The following is a 14,371-nucleotide window of genomic DNA, read 5'->3' on the forward strand; positions in this document are numbered from 1 at the left end:
ATTGCGGCGCAGAGGAGTTTTGCAAAGCACGGCGTCTTGCAGGAAGGCAAGCGCTTTAAGGCGGCAAAGGAATCCAACGAGAGCATGCACACCAAGACGCCGAGCATGAAGGAATTGATGCAGAACCTGTCCGGTGGTAACCAGCAGAAGGTTCTGATTGCGCGGTGGCTCTTGACGCATCCGGATATCCTGATCCTGGATGAACCGACGCGCGGCATCGACGTCGGTGCGAAATACGAGATCTACACGATCATGCATGACCTGATCAAGGAAGGCAAGTCGATCATCATGATCTCCTCTGAGATGCCGGAATTGCTGGGCATGGCGGACCGCGTAATGGTCATGTGCGAAGGCCGTGTGACGGGCTTCCTGGACCGCGAAGAGGCGGACTCCGTTTCGGTTATGCGTCTGGCTACCAAGTTTATGTAAAGAAACCGGCGGCCGGCATGGCACGGTTTTGGATTTCCGAATCCGCCATATATCTGTTGGTTTCGTCGCGCGAAACGCAGATGTATAATAAAAGAAAGTGAGGTAAATGGGTATGCAAGGAGAAAAGACAGTCCCTCGCAAACAGTATGCAGTGGCCTTCGTCATTGTAGGCGTAGTACTTGCGATCCTGGGAGTCATTTTCAATTTTGCATTGGATGCAAGCAAGACCTTTGACTTGCCGTGGTTCGTCCTTGGCATTGGCGTAATCGCAATTGTATATGGTATCGTACAAATGACAAGAGGGCAGCGCCTTCATCCGGAAGTATCTTTTTCTGCTAGATCGGCAAAGAATTTCTTGACGAATAACGCCATTATGCTGGCATTGCTGGCACTGGTTGTTGTTATCTGCTTCATTGAGCCCCGTTTCATGCAGATTCAGGTTCTCTTGGACATCTTGACGCAGTCCTCCACGAGAATGATTATTGCATTGGGCATCTGCTTCACCCTGTTGATTGCAGGTACCGACCTGTCCGCAGGCCGTATGGTCGGCTTGGCGGCAGTTGTTTCCACCTCCATGTTGCAGACGGCTACCTATGCGAACCGGTTCTATCCGGATCTTCCGCAGCTGCCGGTATTCCTGCCGATTATTGTGGCAATCATCGCCTGCATGCTGTTTGGTACTTTGAACGGGTTCCTGGTGGCAAAGTATGACATGCACCCCTTCATCGCAACTTTGGCTGTCCAGGTTATGATCTACGGTGCATGTTCCCTGTATTTCGATATGCCTCCGAACAGCTCCCAGCCGATCGGCGGTATCCGTCCGGACTTCTCCGCAATCGGCCAGACCAAGCTGTTTGGTAGAATTTCTGTTTTGGTTCCGATCGCCGTTGTGTTCACCATTGCTATCTGGTTCGTATTGAATAAGACGGTCTTTGGTAAGAACGTTTATGCAATCGGCGGCAACCGTGAAGCAGCTGTTGTTTCCGGTGTTAACGTATTCAAGACCATCATGGGCATCTTCATCCTCGCTTCCTTCATGTATGGTGTTGGCGGCGTTCTGGAAGCAGCTAGAACGGCTGGTGCAACGAACAACTACGGCGACGGCTACGAGCTCGACGCAATCGCAGCTTGCGTGGTCGGCGGTGTGTCGTTGAACGGCGGTATCGGTACCGTTGGCGGCATCATCAGCGGCGTGTTGATCTTCACCGTTATCCAGTATGGCTTGCAGTTCATCGGCGTCAGCCCGATGTGGCAGCAGGTGATCAAGGGCATCATCATCGCCATCGCTGTTGCAATCGACCTGTCCAAGTACAGAAGAAAGTAATTTATATTACGAAAATTCAAGCCTGTTCCGGCTTTGCCGGAACAGGCTTTTTGTTTTATGGTTGGCATTTTGGGGGGCCCTTGAAAGTGGATTTGCATGCATTTCCCATATGGAACGGGCCTTATAGCGGGAGGAAAAGCCGGGAGGCGGTCCGCAGTTCCTATATGGCCGGGCAAAAGAGGGGATATGGGCAAAACTTTGTACAGCTGTAAGAAGGGACATGGGGTTATACCGCGGGCTCCAGAGGGCATTTGGCAAAAAATAATGGCTTTAGGGGAGGAAATTTTCCAAATTTGAAGCAGAATGGCAAAGAATCTGTTAAAATAAAGGAATACAATTTTTGTTTATAAGCCAAGTGGCCGTTCCAAAGGGATATCCTATGGAAGTGAATTTCAAAGTGCCTGCCCATGCGGCAATGATGGCAGGAGTGCTGATGAAACGGAAAGTATTGCGTAATTTGTGTAAGAATGGTACAATAAATTTAAACACCGATCAAATAGATGGAAAAATTGCCGTTTTTTAAGCAAAATTTGCGAAATGCTACAGGAAAGACCGCTGGTTGAAAATCAATAAAGGAGTTTCCTATGGGACAATATCGTGTAATTGTGGTGGATGATGAGGAGGAGATTCGTGAAGGAATCATCCGCAAGATCGATTGGAATGCTTTGGGATATGAAGTAGTCGGCAGTGCGGAAAATGGTGTGGAAGCGTTGGAATTGGCCGAGCATCTGCACCCGGATGTGATTATGACCGATATCAAGATGTCGTTTATGGATGGCTTGCAGCTGTGCGAGCATATTGCAGAAAAGATGCCTTCTGTAAAAATGATTATTTTTTCTGGGTTTGATGATTTCGAATATGCACAGAAGGCCATCAAATTGAATGTTACAGAGTATCTGCTCAAGCCGGTCAATGCACAGGAGCTTACGCAGACGCTCAAAAAGTTGAAAAGCCAGCTCGATCAAGAGCTTGCGGACCAACGCGATATTGAAAAATTGCGGCGCAATTATGAGGAAAGCCTGCCCGTTTTGCGGGAGCAATTCCTGGTCGGCCTGCTGGAAGGGCGTGTACCCCGGCAGCGGGTACAGGCACAGGCGGGGATGTTCCAACTGAAATTGGATGCGAAATATTGGGCGGTTGCGCTGGTCCACGCCGAGGGCGGCACATCCCAAGCATTGGACAATGTTGGCCCGCTGCGCAGCGCACAAGAGTTGGTCCCGCTTTCCGTGGCAAAGACCGTGGAGGAAATGTTGGGGCGTTTCTGCCATTTTACCAGTTTCCTTTATATGGATAACGTGGTTATCCTAGCCGATTTCCAAGGGGAAAATAGCGTTGCGGCTTTGATCACTGGATTGAACGAAGTTTGCAAGAGCGCAGGGCGCATCTGGGGCGGGGATATCTCCGCCGGCATTGGGGGGCTTTGCACCAACCTCAATGAGATCAGCCGCTCGTATCAGGAGGCACAAAGCGCCAGGGATTACAGCGCCATTATGGGCGAAGGGCGCGCCATCTATATCAAGGATGTGGAACCGGATACGTCCGTGCAGTTGCAGTTTGGCGAGCAGGAGGAGCGCGCGCTTATCAATGCAATTAAGCTGGGTGGGGAAGAGGAGATCACCAAGGTGATCAACGAGATGTTTTCCCACTTTGAGTCACAGCTGATCCCGGTGGCGCAATACCAGGTCTATTTGGTTGAATTGGTGACAGCCCTGTTGCGTGTGGTGCGCACATATGAACTCAACACAGATGAGGTGTTTGGCGAGGAGTTTAATTATTTTGCAACGATTTTTTCCCATTCGCCCTCCAAGATCCGTCAATGGCTGATCGAAAGCTGTATCCGGATCAGCGCGCAGGTGAAGCGGGAACGGCTGGATTCTACAAAGCTTCTGGCGCGCAATGCCAAGCAGTATATTGAAGAACATTATATGGACCCGGAGATTTCCGTGGAAAAGCTCTGTGCGGTTTTGCATGTGAGTCCCGCGTATTTCTCCACCGTATTTAAACGGGAGACGGAGATGAGCTTTGTCTCCTACCTAACCGAAGTCCGCCTCCAGAATGCGTTGAATTTGCTGAATACAACGGATGATAAGACTTATGTAATTGCAGGGAAAGTGGGTTATACGGAGCCAAATTACTTTAGTTATGTTTTTAAAAAGCGCTTCGGGGTCTCCCCGTCCAAATACCGCCAGTCTGCTCCGCCTGTGAGAGAGGATGTGGACAAGGGCCGCTTGGAATAAGCGGCGCATTTGGAAGGGCTAGGCTGCGAGCTGCATACCTTTTGGAGGATTGTGATGCTGAGACGCCTGAGATATCTCACGCAAAAAATCAAACATGCCTTTAAAAAACGCAGCCTCCAGTTTACCATTTCGATCACCTTTACCTTGGTGGCAGTGACCGGAATGATCCTGGTGGCGGTGATCCTGTCTGCACGCTTTGTCAACTCCAACGAGCAAATGATTTCGGATGACAACCGCCGCATGTTGAACCAGGTCAATTTGAACTTGGATAATTACCTGCACAATATGATGCGCGTTTCGGATTCGATGTATTACCGCGTGATCAAAAATGTCGATATCGATACAGATATGGAAAGCCTCACCAAAGATATGGGGCTGCTCTATGAGACGAACCGGGATCTTTTGGTGAGCGTGGCGGTCTTTACGGACAACGGCGAAGTGGTTGCAGCGGAGCCGCTCTCCCAGCTGAAGGCGACGGTGGACCCAAAGAGCCAAAGCTGGTTTGTGGACGCAAACGAACGGATCGAAAATTTGCATTTTTCCACCCCGCATGTGCAGAATTTGTTTATAAATTCCGACAACCGCTACAACTGGGTGGTGTCCCTCAGCCGTTCCATTGAACTTACGCGCAGCGGCTCCATCGTGCACGGCGTGCTGCTGGTGGATATGAATTTCAGCGGCATTGAACAGATCTGCAAAAATGTTGACCTGGGGGAATCGGGATATTTGTATCTCATCGATTCCAACGGCGAGATTATTTATCACCCGCGCCAGCAGTTGATTTACTCCGACTTGCTCCATGAAAATAATCGGCAGGCTGCGGAATATGAAGACGGCACCCACACAGAGACGTTTGAAGGCCAGCAGCGCCTGGTGACCGTTAAAACGGTCGGGTATACGGGCTGGCGCATTGTCGGCGTGGTGCCCATGTCGGACATTACGAACGACTATAGCCAATTCCAGATGTTTTCGATGTTCTTTGTCTGTTTTGCCATCTTTCTTTTGATTTCGGTGAATATGTTCCTTTCCCAAAGGATTGCAAATCCCATCAAATCCTTGGAGAGTTCCGTCAAAGAGTTGGAAAAGGGGAATTTGGGTGCCCATATTAGCATCAAAGGGTCGTACGAGATCCAGCACTTAGGCAAGGCGATCCGGTCCATGGCGGAGCAGATGCGGAAGCTGATGGACGATGTGGTGGCAGAGCAAGAGAGCAAGCGCAAGAGTGAAATGGACGCCCTGCAATCGCAGATCAACCCGCATTTCCTCTACAATACCTTGGATTCCATTGTCTGGATGGTGGAAAACGAAAGGTATGAGGGCGCAATCCAGATGGTTACCGCTTTGGCGAAGCTGTTCCGGATCAGCCTGTCCAAGGGGAAAAATATTATCACCGTGGCGGACGAACTGGAACATGTGCGCAATTACCTGACGATCCAAAAGATCCGCTATAAAAATAAGTTTTCCTACGACATCACCGCAGAGCCGGAGACACTCAGCTGCCAGACCATCAAATTGATTGTACAGCCGTTGGTGGAGAACGCCATCTACCATGGGATGGAGTTTATGGATGGGGATGGCGAAATCCACATCCGCGCATACCGAAAGGGCAAAGACTTGTATATTGACGTGGTGGACAATGGGCTCGGCATGCCGCAAGAACAGGCCGACGCCTTGCTGACTGAGGATACAGGGAAGGTGCGCGGGAAGGGGTCTGGGATCGGGCTTAAAAATGTGCAAGAGCGCATCCAGCTCTATTTCGGCGCCGACTACGGCCTCTCCCTTTACAGTGAGCCGGACGAAGGGACGACAGCCCGCATCCATTTGCCGGTCACCTAAAAAGCGGTCCCTTTGGATGGACTGCAGAAGAACGGCCCGGTGCGCAGGCAAAGCCCAAAGGTCCGGGGGACGCGCCGTCCCGCCAGGGGAAGGGTTTTCAACACTTGCCGGAAGGATTGTGGAAAAAACATCCCGGCGTGGGCCGTGCTGGAGGTTTTTCATGAGTAAGAAAAAAATATTGGTGGTCGCAATTGTTTTTTTATTGTTGGGCGTCTCCCTGGTGCGGTTGTCCGGCGATAGTGTTTGGAGCCCCAAACAGGACGAGACGATTCAGATTTCCTTTATTGCCCGCGGAAAAAAGACAGAACGCTGGAGCACCATTGAACAGGGGATTGAACAGGCGGCAAACGACCTGAATGTAGAGATTACGCCGATCTATCTTTCTAGTGAGAATGATGCGTCCGAGCAGATCTCCCTCCTGAACCGGGAAGTGCAGAATGGCGCGGATGCGGTGCTGATTGCGCCGGCCAATTCGGAAGACCTGCGCGCCCCTATTGAGGAGGCCCAAAAACATGTGCCGGTCGTCGCGATCGAATCCACGGTGGCGGGGATGGAGACACTCCCCTATATTGGCTGCGACAATGTCAGCCTTGGGCAGGCGCTGGGGGAGGAAATCCTTGCCGGCGGGGGCAAAGGCACCAAAGTCGCGATTTTACAAAACAGCCTTTCCTGCTCCAGTGTGAAGGAGCGCTACCAGGGCGTGTTGGAAGTGTTGCAACAATATGGGATGGAATTGAGCTTTTGGGAGATCCCGGACGATCCAACGCAGGCCTATGAGACGGCAAAAACGCTTTTGCAACGACAGGACGTCAACAAGGCGGTGGCGTTAGATGGCGCTACGCTGGAAGCTGTGGCCCGGGCCGAAAAAGAGCTCAGCCCACCCGGCGTGACCACGGTGGATATTTATGGGGTAGGGAGGACAAACCAGGTTGTCTCCTACTTGGAGGAGAAAGTCATCACATCCATCGGTGTGCAAAATGAGTTCAATATCGGCTATTTGGGCGTGAAGGCGGCGGTCGACCAGATCCAGGGGAACGAGGCTGAGAGCGCCACCATCAATTTTGCCATTGTTAATTCTGCGGATATGTATTCTCCAGAAAATCAAAGGCTGCTCTTCCCATTTGTCCGTTAAGCGGCCGAAGAAAGGGGTGATACCGTGATACAGCGACTTGTAAAAAGGGCACTGTGTGCGCTATTGGGGGTGGCATGCCTTGCGCTCTCCGCTTCCTGCGAAACCAACAACCCAGAACAACAGATCGAAACCGTCCGGATCGGCGTGGCAACCTACCGCAGCGACGATACGTTTATCACAGCCCTATGCGATGACCTGGAGAGGGTTTCGAAACAAATGGAGAGCGAGACAGGCAAAAAGATCATCCTGAATATTGCGGACGGAAAAAACAGCCAATCCAACCAAAACGACCAGGTGGATAATTTCATCTCCCGTTCGTACGATGTCATCTGTGTGAATATGGTGGACCGCACCGTTGCGGCGGTCATCATCGATAAGGCGAAACGGGCGGATATCCCGGTGGTATTTTTCAACCGGGAGCCGGTGGAAGAGGATATCCGCATGTGGGACCGGGCGTATTACGTGGGGACGGATGCGAAAGAATCCGGGATCATGCAGGGCCAGATCATCTTGAATGCGCTTAAAAAAGACGCGGGGATCGATAAAAACGGGGATGGAAAGCTGCAATATGTGATGCTGGAAGGGGAACAAGCACATCAGGATTCCCTGATCCGCACCGAATATTCGGTGAAAACGATCACGGCCGGCGGCGTACAGATGGAAAAGCTGGCTAACGATACAGCCAACTGGCAGCGTTCCCTCGGTACGGCAAAGATGACCTCCTGGCTCGGCCAATTTGGTGATGAAATCGAAGTGGTGCTCAGCAACAACGACGACATGGCCCTCGGCGCGATTGACGCCTTGAAAGCGCAGGATATGCTTGAAAATGGACCGGTCGTAGTGGGGGTTGACGGGACGCTTGCCGCTCTGGAGGCGATCCAGAATGGGGAAATGCTCGGTTCTGTGGTCAACGATGCACAGCTCCAGGCACAGGCCATGCTGGATATTGCCTGTGCGCTCACGGAAGGCAGCGACCCCCAGCAAGTGGTAGAAGGGATGAACGGCCAATATGTGCGGGCGCCCCATCGGATTGTTACGAAAGAAAATGTAGGGCAGGAGATCGCTTATCTCACCCAATCGGAATGAACGCAAAGAGGCCCGCGGCTTTTAGAAACTGACCCCCATTTGTTAGACGGTATTGATATACTGGATAACAAGAGGGGCACAGTTCCATTGCCGCGGGCCTCTCAGCCCTGGGGAAAAGCCCAGGGCTGTTTTTTTAGTCCTCTCCCAAAGGGCAACATCGCTTGGAGGTTTTGTAGCGACCATTTTAGACAGAAAAATCGCTGGGCTTTTCCGTTTGGGAGGCACGGTCTTCCGCGGGGGAACGGCCGATCATCTTTTTATAGACCTGGGAAAAATGGGAGAAATTTGTATAGCCAACTTTTGCTGCAACCATGCTGACCGGGAGCGCAGTGGTCCGCAGGAGGTTTTGCGCCACCTTCATCTTTTCTGCCACAATAAAATCTTTGAGCTGGACCCCCATCTCCTTTTTAAAAAGGCGCGAGAGGTAGTCCGGATTCAGATAGAATTCTTCTGCGATCTCGGTGCGCCGGACATCCCGCTCGATATGGTTCTGGATATATTGGACGATCTGCTCCATCTGGCTTTTGGTGTCTTTTTTGGGGTGGGCGTCCGCCTGGAATGCGCGGAAAGCATGCGACATCCAGTTTTTTACATCGTCAATCGTCAGGTAGGTGTTCAAGGAACGCTGGAATAGTTTTTGTTCTGGCAGGAATTCCCCCGGTGGGACGGAGGCTGTTTCCGCCGCATTGCAAAGCATCTGGAGCACGGATTGATAAAAAAGTTGCAGATTCTCTGCGTCCAGCGCGCCGGACTGGGCGAGGTGGTCCAAATAGGCTTGGGCCTCGTCGCAGGCAAGGGACGCGTAACCGCTTCCCAAAAGGCTTTCCCAACGTTTCAGGCTGGGAGGGTCCACATGTTTTTGCGGGGCCTCCAGCGATTCGTTTGGAAAGAACACCCCGCTGGCGAGGGCCACATTCCGGTTCCGCAGGCGGAAAAGTTCCCTGGTGCGCGCAGTCAATTCAGGGGGAGACAGGCGAGGCCCGGAATAGCAGGCTACTTCGCAATGGAAATGGGCTTGGCACACCTCTGTAAATGCGGTAAGCTGCCGGCGCAGGGCGGATTCATCCATAAAAACGGATTCATCGGAATAAGAGAGAAACGCCAAGGAGGCACGGTCCAACTGCACCAGGAGGATTTTTTGGCCGTATTGGGCGAAAAGTTCCGATAAGATATTCGAAAAGGCATATTTTAGCAGGTCGCGGTTCCAAATGCCGTCCTGACTATTCCAGCGGAGCAGTTGGATCAAAACGAAATAGATGGGCGTGTCCGCGCGGATCGGGCATTCCAGCTTTTCGAAATCCTCCAAAATCGAAGCGAGCTGGACATCCTCGCCAATATACCATCCTTTAAGCAACCCCTCCAGTAGGACGTCCCGCCGGCGGTACATCATCTTGCCATAGGAATAATATTCTTGCTGCTCCCGGCGGTTTTTTACTTTTTGGACGGCCCGCAGGACGGAAGCCTGGATGTCCTCATACCGGGCAGGCTGGAGGATATAGTCGAACCCGCCCAAGCGGACTGCCTCTTTTGCATAAAAAAGTCGGCGTGGGCGGTCAAGAAGATGCATTCGGTATCTAGCCCTTGCTTCCGGACCCAGCGGAATAGGTCAAGGCCGCTTTCCACCGGCATTTCAATGTCGCAGAGCATAATGTCGATTTTCTCTGTGGAGAGAACCTGCTTTGCTTCGAAGGCATTGTAGGCCGGCAGGACCTTCGACACCCCGATATCGCTCCAATGGACCCCGGAAATAATCCCGCTGACCACATTGGTTTGATCATCGACTACAAGAACGGTCATCGTTTCCACCCTCTTCTGGAATAAATAGTTCAATCCGGGACCCTTTTTTCAGGTTGCTAAAGGAGAAGATGCTCTTTCCCTGGTAAAGCAGCGCAAAGCGGTGCTTTACATTGAGAATCCCCACGTGTTGCCCGGTGTACTCGATTTTTTCCGCACGGTTGAGTTTTTCCAGGGTTTCCGGGGGGAAGCCGCTGCCGTTGTCGGAGATCGAGATATTGATGTATTGGGCATCTTCGGTTTTTAGCTCCATGACCTTGATATAGATGGAAAGGGCTTCCCCGGGAAGGGAGGCATGTTTCACCGAGTTTTCGACAAAGGTCAGGATCGACATGGGAGGGACCTGGAAGTCTAAAAGACGTTCGTCCGCGTCGATTTCACAGACAGGCGGGCAGGAAGCGCTCATCTGCTCAAGCAGCAGGTAGCGCTTGACGCTGCGCAATTCATCCTGTAGGGGGACAAACGTCATATTGTTGGAAAACAGATAGCGCAGGTAGTCGGACAGGGCCAGGATCATCCGTTGAATCCGGTCATATTGCTGCTCCTGTGCCAATGCGTAGAGATTTTTCAAGCAGTTCAGGAAAAAGTGGGGGCGGATCTGAATCTGCAAATATTGCAGCTGCGCCTGCTGCAATTCCAGTTCTTTTTCGTAAGCGGAGATTTTCAGCGATTTGATTTCCTCCATCATCCCGTTGAAGGTATCGCTCATCTGCTGGAACTCCATTACACGGTAGTTGGTCTCCATCTTTGCATCTAGGTCGCCGCTTTTGATGGCGTTCATGGTCTGGACCAGATGTTCCATCGGTTTTAGGAACAGGCCCTTTAAGATATAGCAACAGACCAGGAGCAGAATCAGGAGGACGGCGGACATCAGGAACAAAAGGAGGAAGTCCATCTGGTGGAACAAATTCTGGTAGGGCGTTAGATAGACAAACCAGACCCCCGCCACATCGGAATAGTCCTGTACAGCGAGATACTTGCCTGCGCCCGTCAGGTAAAAGGCGTCGTCGGTGTACTGTATTTGGATGTTTGCCCCCTGCGCCCATTCCACTGAGGTCAGCAGCGTTCCATCCGGCCCTGTGTAGAGAAGCACGCCGCTGGATGGGTCGGTAGAGTCCTGCGGGGCCAACAGCATGTCGAGATCCACGGCGCAGATCGAATAGACGCCGTTGGTGCCCAGTACGCGGTACAAAAATGCCTGCCCATCCAAGGACAGGACCTGCCAACGGCTGCGGTCGATCGAACCGGATTGGGTGAGCTGTTCAAAATACGTGAGCATCTGTTCCTTAAGCGAATACGAATATGCCCCGCCGTATATCTCCCGGTAAAGGCCGTTTGGCTCGGTAAATAGGAACATCCCCCCGATGATCTGTTTTGTGGAGATCAGCTCCTGATAGCGGTCCACGATTTGTTTGGCGCAAAGGTGCGCTTCCACGGGCTCCATTTCACTGTGCAGCCTTTGAAAATTGGTGTCGCCCACCACGAGGTTGGCGAGGAATAGGTCGATATCCTGGAGGTCCTTCTCCAGGGAGCTTTCATATAGGTAAACAGCGCTGCGGTTGCTTTCCGCAACGCGTTCGTTCATCGCGCGCATGGTATAAAAATTGTAGCCGGTCAGGAAGAGGACCAACGGCACGACGAAGAGCATCAATACCTGGAGGATTTGCTTTTTGGAAGAAATGTGAGTGTTCATAGCGCACACGCCGTTTCTGTATAGTTTGGGAACGGTTCTAAGTACTATTTTATAATGAAATCGATAGTGAAGCAAGTTCTTGACGGATTTATCGCATTATACACAAAAAAATGTGGGGAAAAAGTACAGATAAAAATACGGATAGATTCATGGGGCGTTCTTGGCGGAATGGATGGGATGCAAACCTGCGCCGGATGTTTTCTAAAAAGCAGTGGTAATCTTTATAAAATATGGTATAATTTAATAAATGCGATTTTTTGGAGGGAAAGCGCCTATTTTAGCACGCGCTTTGGGCGCAGGGCAGGAAAATTTTAGATCCCTGCATCAAATATCCATAAAATTGATACGGATTGCCCTTGTCTGTGTGCCCCAATGGGGATACAATGAAAACAAGACAAAGGAACAAAACCGGACGGCGGAAAGGATGTTCCGCTCTGGAAAAAACATAGGAAAAACGGGAGGTACCAATCATGCTTTCAGCAGAAGTCAAAACCCTGATCTCCAGCGGCGGCCTGGATGAGAAGCTGGCCTACATCTATGCGTGCAGCACGGCGGACGTCGCCGGCTACCGCGAGAGATTCATAAAGGCCATCGAGTCGTTCGAAGGGCTCTATGGCGCAGACCGCCACATTTCCATCTTCAGCGCGCCTGGGCGTACGGAAATCGGCGGCAACCATACGGACCATCAGCGCGGCCGCGTGTTGGCGGCCAGCGTCAATTTGGACGTTATCGCCATTGTTTCCCAGAACCCGGACACCAAGGTGCGCATCAAGTCCGAAGGCCACCGGGGGGATGAGATCGACGCGAAGAACCAGGACGTCAACCCCTCCGAGGTGAACACGTCCCGCGCCCTGATCCGCGGCATCTGCGCGCGTTACCAGCAGCTGGGCTATACGGTCGGCGGCTTTGACGCATACACGACCTCCAATGTGTTGACCGGCTCCGGCCTGTCCTCTTCCGCCGCCTTCGAGGTGCTGGTGGGGACCATCGTAAACGAGCTGTTCTGCGGAGGCAAAGAGAGCGCGCTCTCCATCGCCCAGATCGGCCAGTATGCGGAAAACGTGTATTTTGGCAAGCCGTGCGGCCTGATGGACCAGGCAGCCAGCTCCGTGGGCGGATTTGTACAGATCGATTTCCAGGATAAGGATCACCCGGAGGCCCAGAAGGTCGACTTTGATTTCACGAAGTGCGGCTATGCGCTCTGCATCATCGACACCAAGGGCAGCCACTCCGACCTGACGCCGGATTATGCGGCGGTCCCGGCGGAGATGAAGGAGGTCGCGGCCTTCTTCGGCAAGGAAGTCCTGCGCGAGGTGGACGAAGAAGAGTTCTATGCCAACATTGCGGCGCTCCGCCAGAAGATGGGCGACCGCTGCGTGCTGCGCGCCATGCATTTCTTTGCGGAGAACGCCCGCGTGCTCGACGAGGCGGCGGCGCTCAAGGCAAACGACTTTGACGCCTTTAAGAAGCTGGTCGTTGAATCCGGCTATTCCAGCTATATGTATCTGCAAAACGTGTTCTCGGCCGGCCACCCGCAGCAGCAGGGTGTTTCGATCGTCCTGGCGCTGGCACAGCGCCTGCTGGAGAAGCGCGGCGGCGCTTACCGCGTACACGGCGGCGGCTTTGCCGGCACCGTGCAGACCTTTGTCCCGGTGGACTACCTGCCGGAATTCGTCAAGGCGATGGAAGCGGTCACCGGCGAGGGAAGCTGCCACAACCTGCGCATCCGTCCGGTCGGCGGCACGCGCATCCTGTAATACATCATTTTGTACCAAATTTTACATAGGGATATAGGAGGAAATTTATCATGGCGGAATTGAGATGGCATCCATTGATTCAAGACTGGGTGATGATTGCGTCCAACCGGCAGGGACGCCCCCAGATGCCCAAGGACTACTGCCCGTTTTGCCCCAGCTTCGGCAATGTGCCGGACTATGAGGTGCTGGAGTATGACAACGACTTCCCGGCGCTTTCCCAGAACCCGCCGGAGCCGGACGAGGGGATTGCAAACGATTTCTTCAAAGTAAAGCCGTCCTATGGCAAATGCGAAGTAATTCTGTATTCCCCCGGCCATACGGTGACCATGCCGGAGCTGTCCTACGACCACATGAAGAAGCTGGTGGACCTCTGGTGCGAGCGGTTCAATGTGATGCGCTCCGACGAGAAGATCAAGTACGTCTTCCCCTTTGAGAACCGCGGCGAAGTGGTGGGCGTCACCATGCCCCATCCGCACGGCCAGATGTACGGCTACTCGTTCATCCCGAAGAAGCTGCAGCTGGAGACCGCGTCTGCAAAGGAATATTACGAGAAGACCGGAAACTGCCTCTTCTGCGATACGCTGAAGAATGAGCTCGAGGCCCAAAAGCGCATTATTTTCCAGAACGAGCACTTTACCGTGTACCTTCCGTTCTATTGCGAGTATCCTTACGGTGTTTACATCATGGCAAACCGCCATGTGCAGTATATCACCGACCTGACCGAAGAGGAGAAGTACACCCTGGGCGTCACCATCCGCGACACCGTCGGGATGCTTGACAGCCTGTTTGACTATCGCTTCCCGTACATGATGTGCATGCACAATGCGCCGGTCAACTCGGGCGACTACTCCAAGGACTTCCACTTCCACATCGAGTTCTTCCCGCCGATGCGCAGCGCAGACAAGCAGAAGTTCAACGCTTCCAGCGAAACCGGCGCATGGGCGCACTGCAACCCGACCTGCCCGGAGGAGACCTCCAAGGAACTGCGCGCCGCTTACGCAAAGTTCATGGAGAGCAAGAAGGGCGAATAAGAGGTTCTCGCGCCGGAAAGCCCGGCGGAAATGGACCCCTGCGCACACACAG

Annotated in this window: 12 protein-coding genes; 9 read left to right on the forward strand and 3 right to left on the reverse strand. The window is 52.6% G+C overall.

The genetic code is table 11. From position 1 onward, the window contains the following. From I2E77_RS09870 to I2E77_RS09900, 7 genes are all read left to right on the forward strand, one after another. A partial coding sequence (locus I2E77_RS09870; RefSeq protein WP_195451148.1) for an ATP-binding cassette domain-containing protein occupies positions 1-429 on the forward strand: 429 nt, incomplete at its 5' end. 112 nt (positions 430-541) lie between these two features. Further along, complete coding sequence (gene mglC, locus I2E77_RS09875) at positions 542-1,753, forward strand: galactose/methyl galactoside ABC transporter permease MglC (protein WP_191441904.1); 1,212 nt, start codon at positions 542-544, stop codon at positions 1,751-1,753. Between the two features lie 340 nt (positions 1,754-2,093). Continuing rightward, the gene (locus I2E77_RS09880) at positions 2,094-2,276 is read left to right on the forward strand and encodes a hypothetical protein (RefSeq protein ID WP_191441901.1); all 183 of its coding nucleotides are present in this window, start codon (positions 2,094-2,096) and stop codon (positions 2,274-2,276) included. 61 nt (positions 2,277-2,337) lie between these two features. Then, on the forward strand, positions 2,338-3,990 hold the full coding sequence (locus I2E77_RS09885) for a response regulator transcription factor (protein WP_191521487.1): 1,653 nt from the start codon (positions 2,338-2,340) through the stop codon (positions 3,988-3,990). A gap of 54 nt (positions 3,991-4,044) precedes the next feature. Next, positions 4,045-5,826 (forward strand): sensor histidine kinase, encoded by a 1,782-nt coding sequence (locus I2E77_RS09890; protein ID WP_191521486.1) that lies wholly within the window; start codon positions 4,045-4,047, stop codon positions 5,824-5,826. 160 nt (positions 5,827-5,986) lie between these two features. Further along, positions 5,987-6,958, forward strand: a complete 972-nt coding sequence (locus tag I2E77_RS09895) for a substrate-binding domain-containing protein (RefSeq protein ID WP_195451149.1) — start codon at positions 5,987-5,989, stop codon at positions 6,956-6,958. A 24-nt stretch (positions 6,959-6,982) separates the two neighbouring features. After that, positions 6,983-8,044 carry a galactose ABC transporter substrate-binding protein gene (locus I2E77_RS09900; protein ID WP_330608923.1) on the forward strand — a complete coding sequence of 354 codons (1,062 nt, stop codon included), beginning with the start codon at positions 6,983-6,985 and terminating at the stop codon, positions 8,042-8,044. Between the two features lie 184 nt (positions 8,045-8,228). Here I2E77_RS09900 and I2E77_RS09905 read toward each other — a convergent pair whose 3' ends face one another. Genes I2E77_RS09905 through I2E77_RS09915 form a run of 3 tightly spaced genes read right to left on the reverse strand, consistent with a single transcriptional unit; the run spans position 8,229 to position 11,531 of the window. After that, a complete protein-coding gene (locus I2E77_RS09905; protein ID WP_195451150.1) occupies positions 8,229-9,557 on the reverse strand; it encodes a helix-turn-helix transcriptional regulator in 1,329 nt (442 codons plus the stop codon). After that, positions 9,476-9,841: a response regulator gene (locus tag I2E77_RS09910; protein ID WP_195451151.1), complete on the reverse strand. Its 366-nt coding sequence runs from the start codon at positions 9,839-9,841 to the stop codon at positions 9,476-9,478. The genes I2E77_RS09905 and I2E77_RS09910 overlap by 82 nt, the downstream gene beginning before the upstream one ends. Beyond that, entirely contained in the window at positions 9,819-11,531 is a 1,713-nt protein-coding gene (locus I2E77_RS09915; protein WP_195451152.1) for a sensor histidine kinase, read from the reverse strand. Before I2E77_RS09915 ends, I2E77_RS09910 begins: the two co-directional genes overlap by 23 nt. 470 nt (positions 11,532-12,001) lie before the next feature. Between I2E77_RS09915 and I2E77_RS09920 the strand changes: the two genes are divergently transcribed. Next, positions 12,002-13,288: a galactokinase gene (locus tag I2E77_RS09920; RefSeq protein WP_195451153.1), complete on the forward strand. Its 1,287-nt coding sequence runs from the start codon at positions 12,002-12,004 to the stop codon at positions 13,286-13,288. A 50-nt stretch (positions 13,289-13,338) separates the two neighbouring features. Further along, positions 13,339-14,319: a galactose-1-phosphate uridylyltransferase gene (gene galT / locus I2E77_RS09925; protein ID WP_191405419.1), complete on the forward strand. Its 981-nt coding sequence runs from the start codon at positions 13,339-13,341 to the stop codon at positions 14,317-14,319. Positions 14,320-14,371 lie beyond the last annotated feature (52 nt).

This window comes from Anaeromassilibacillus sp. 1001302B_160321_C8, assembly GCF_015554745.1.
GTDB lineage: Bacteria > Bacillota > Clostridia > Oscillospirales > Acutalibacteraceae > Anaeromassilibacillus > Anaeromassilibacillus stercoravium.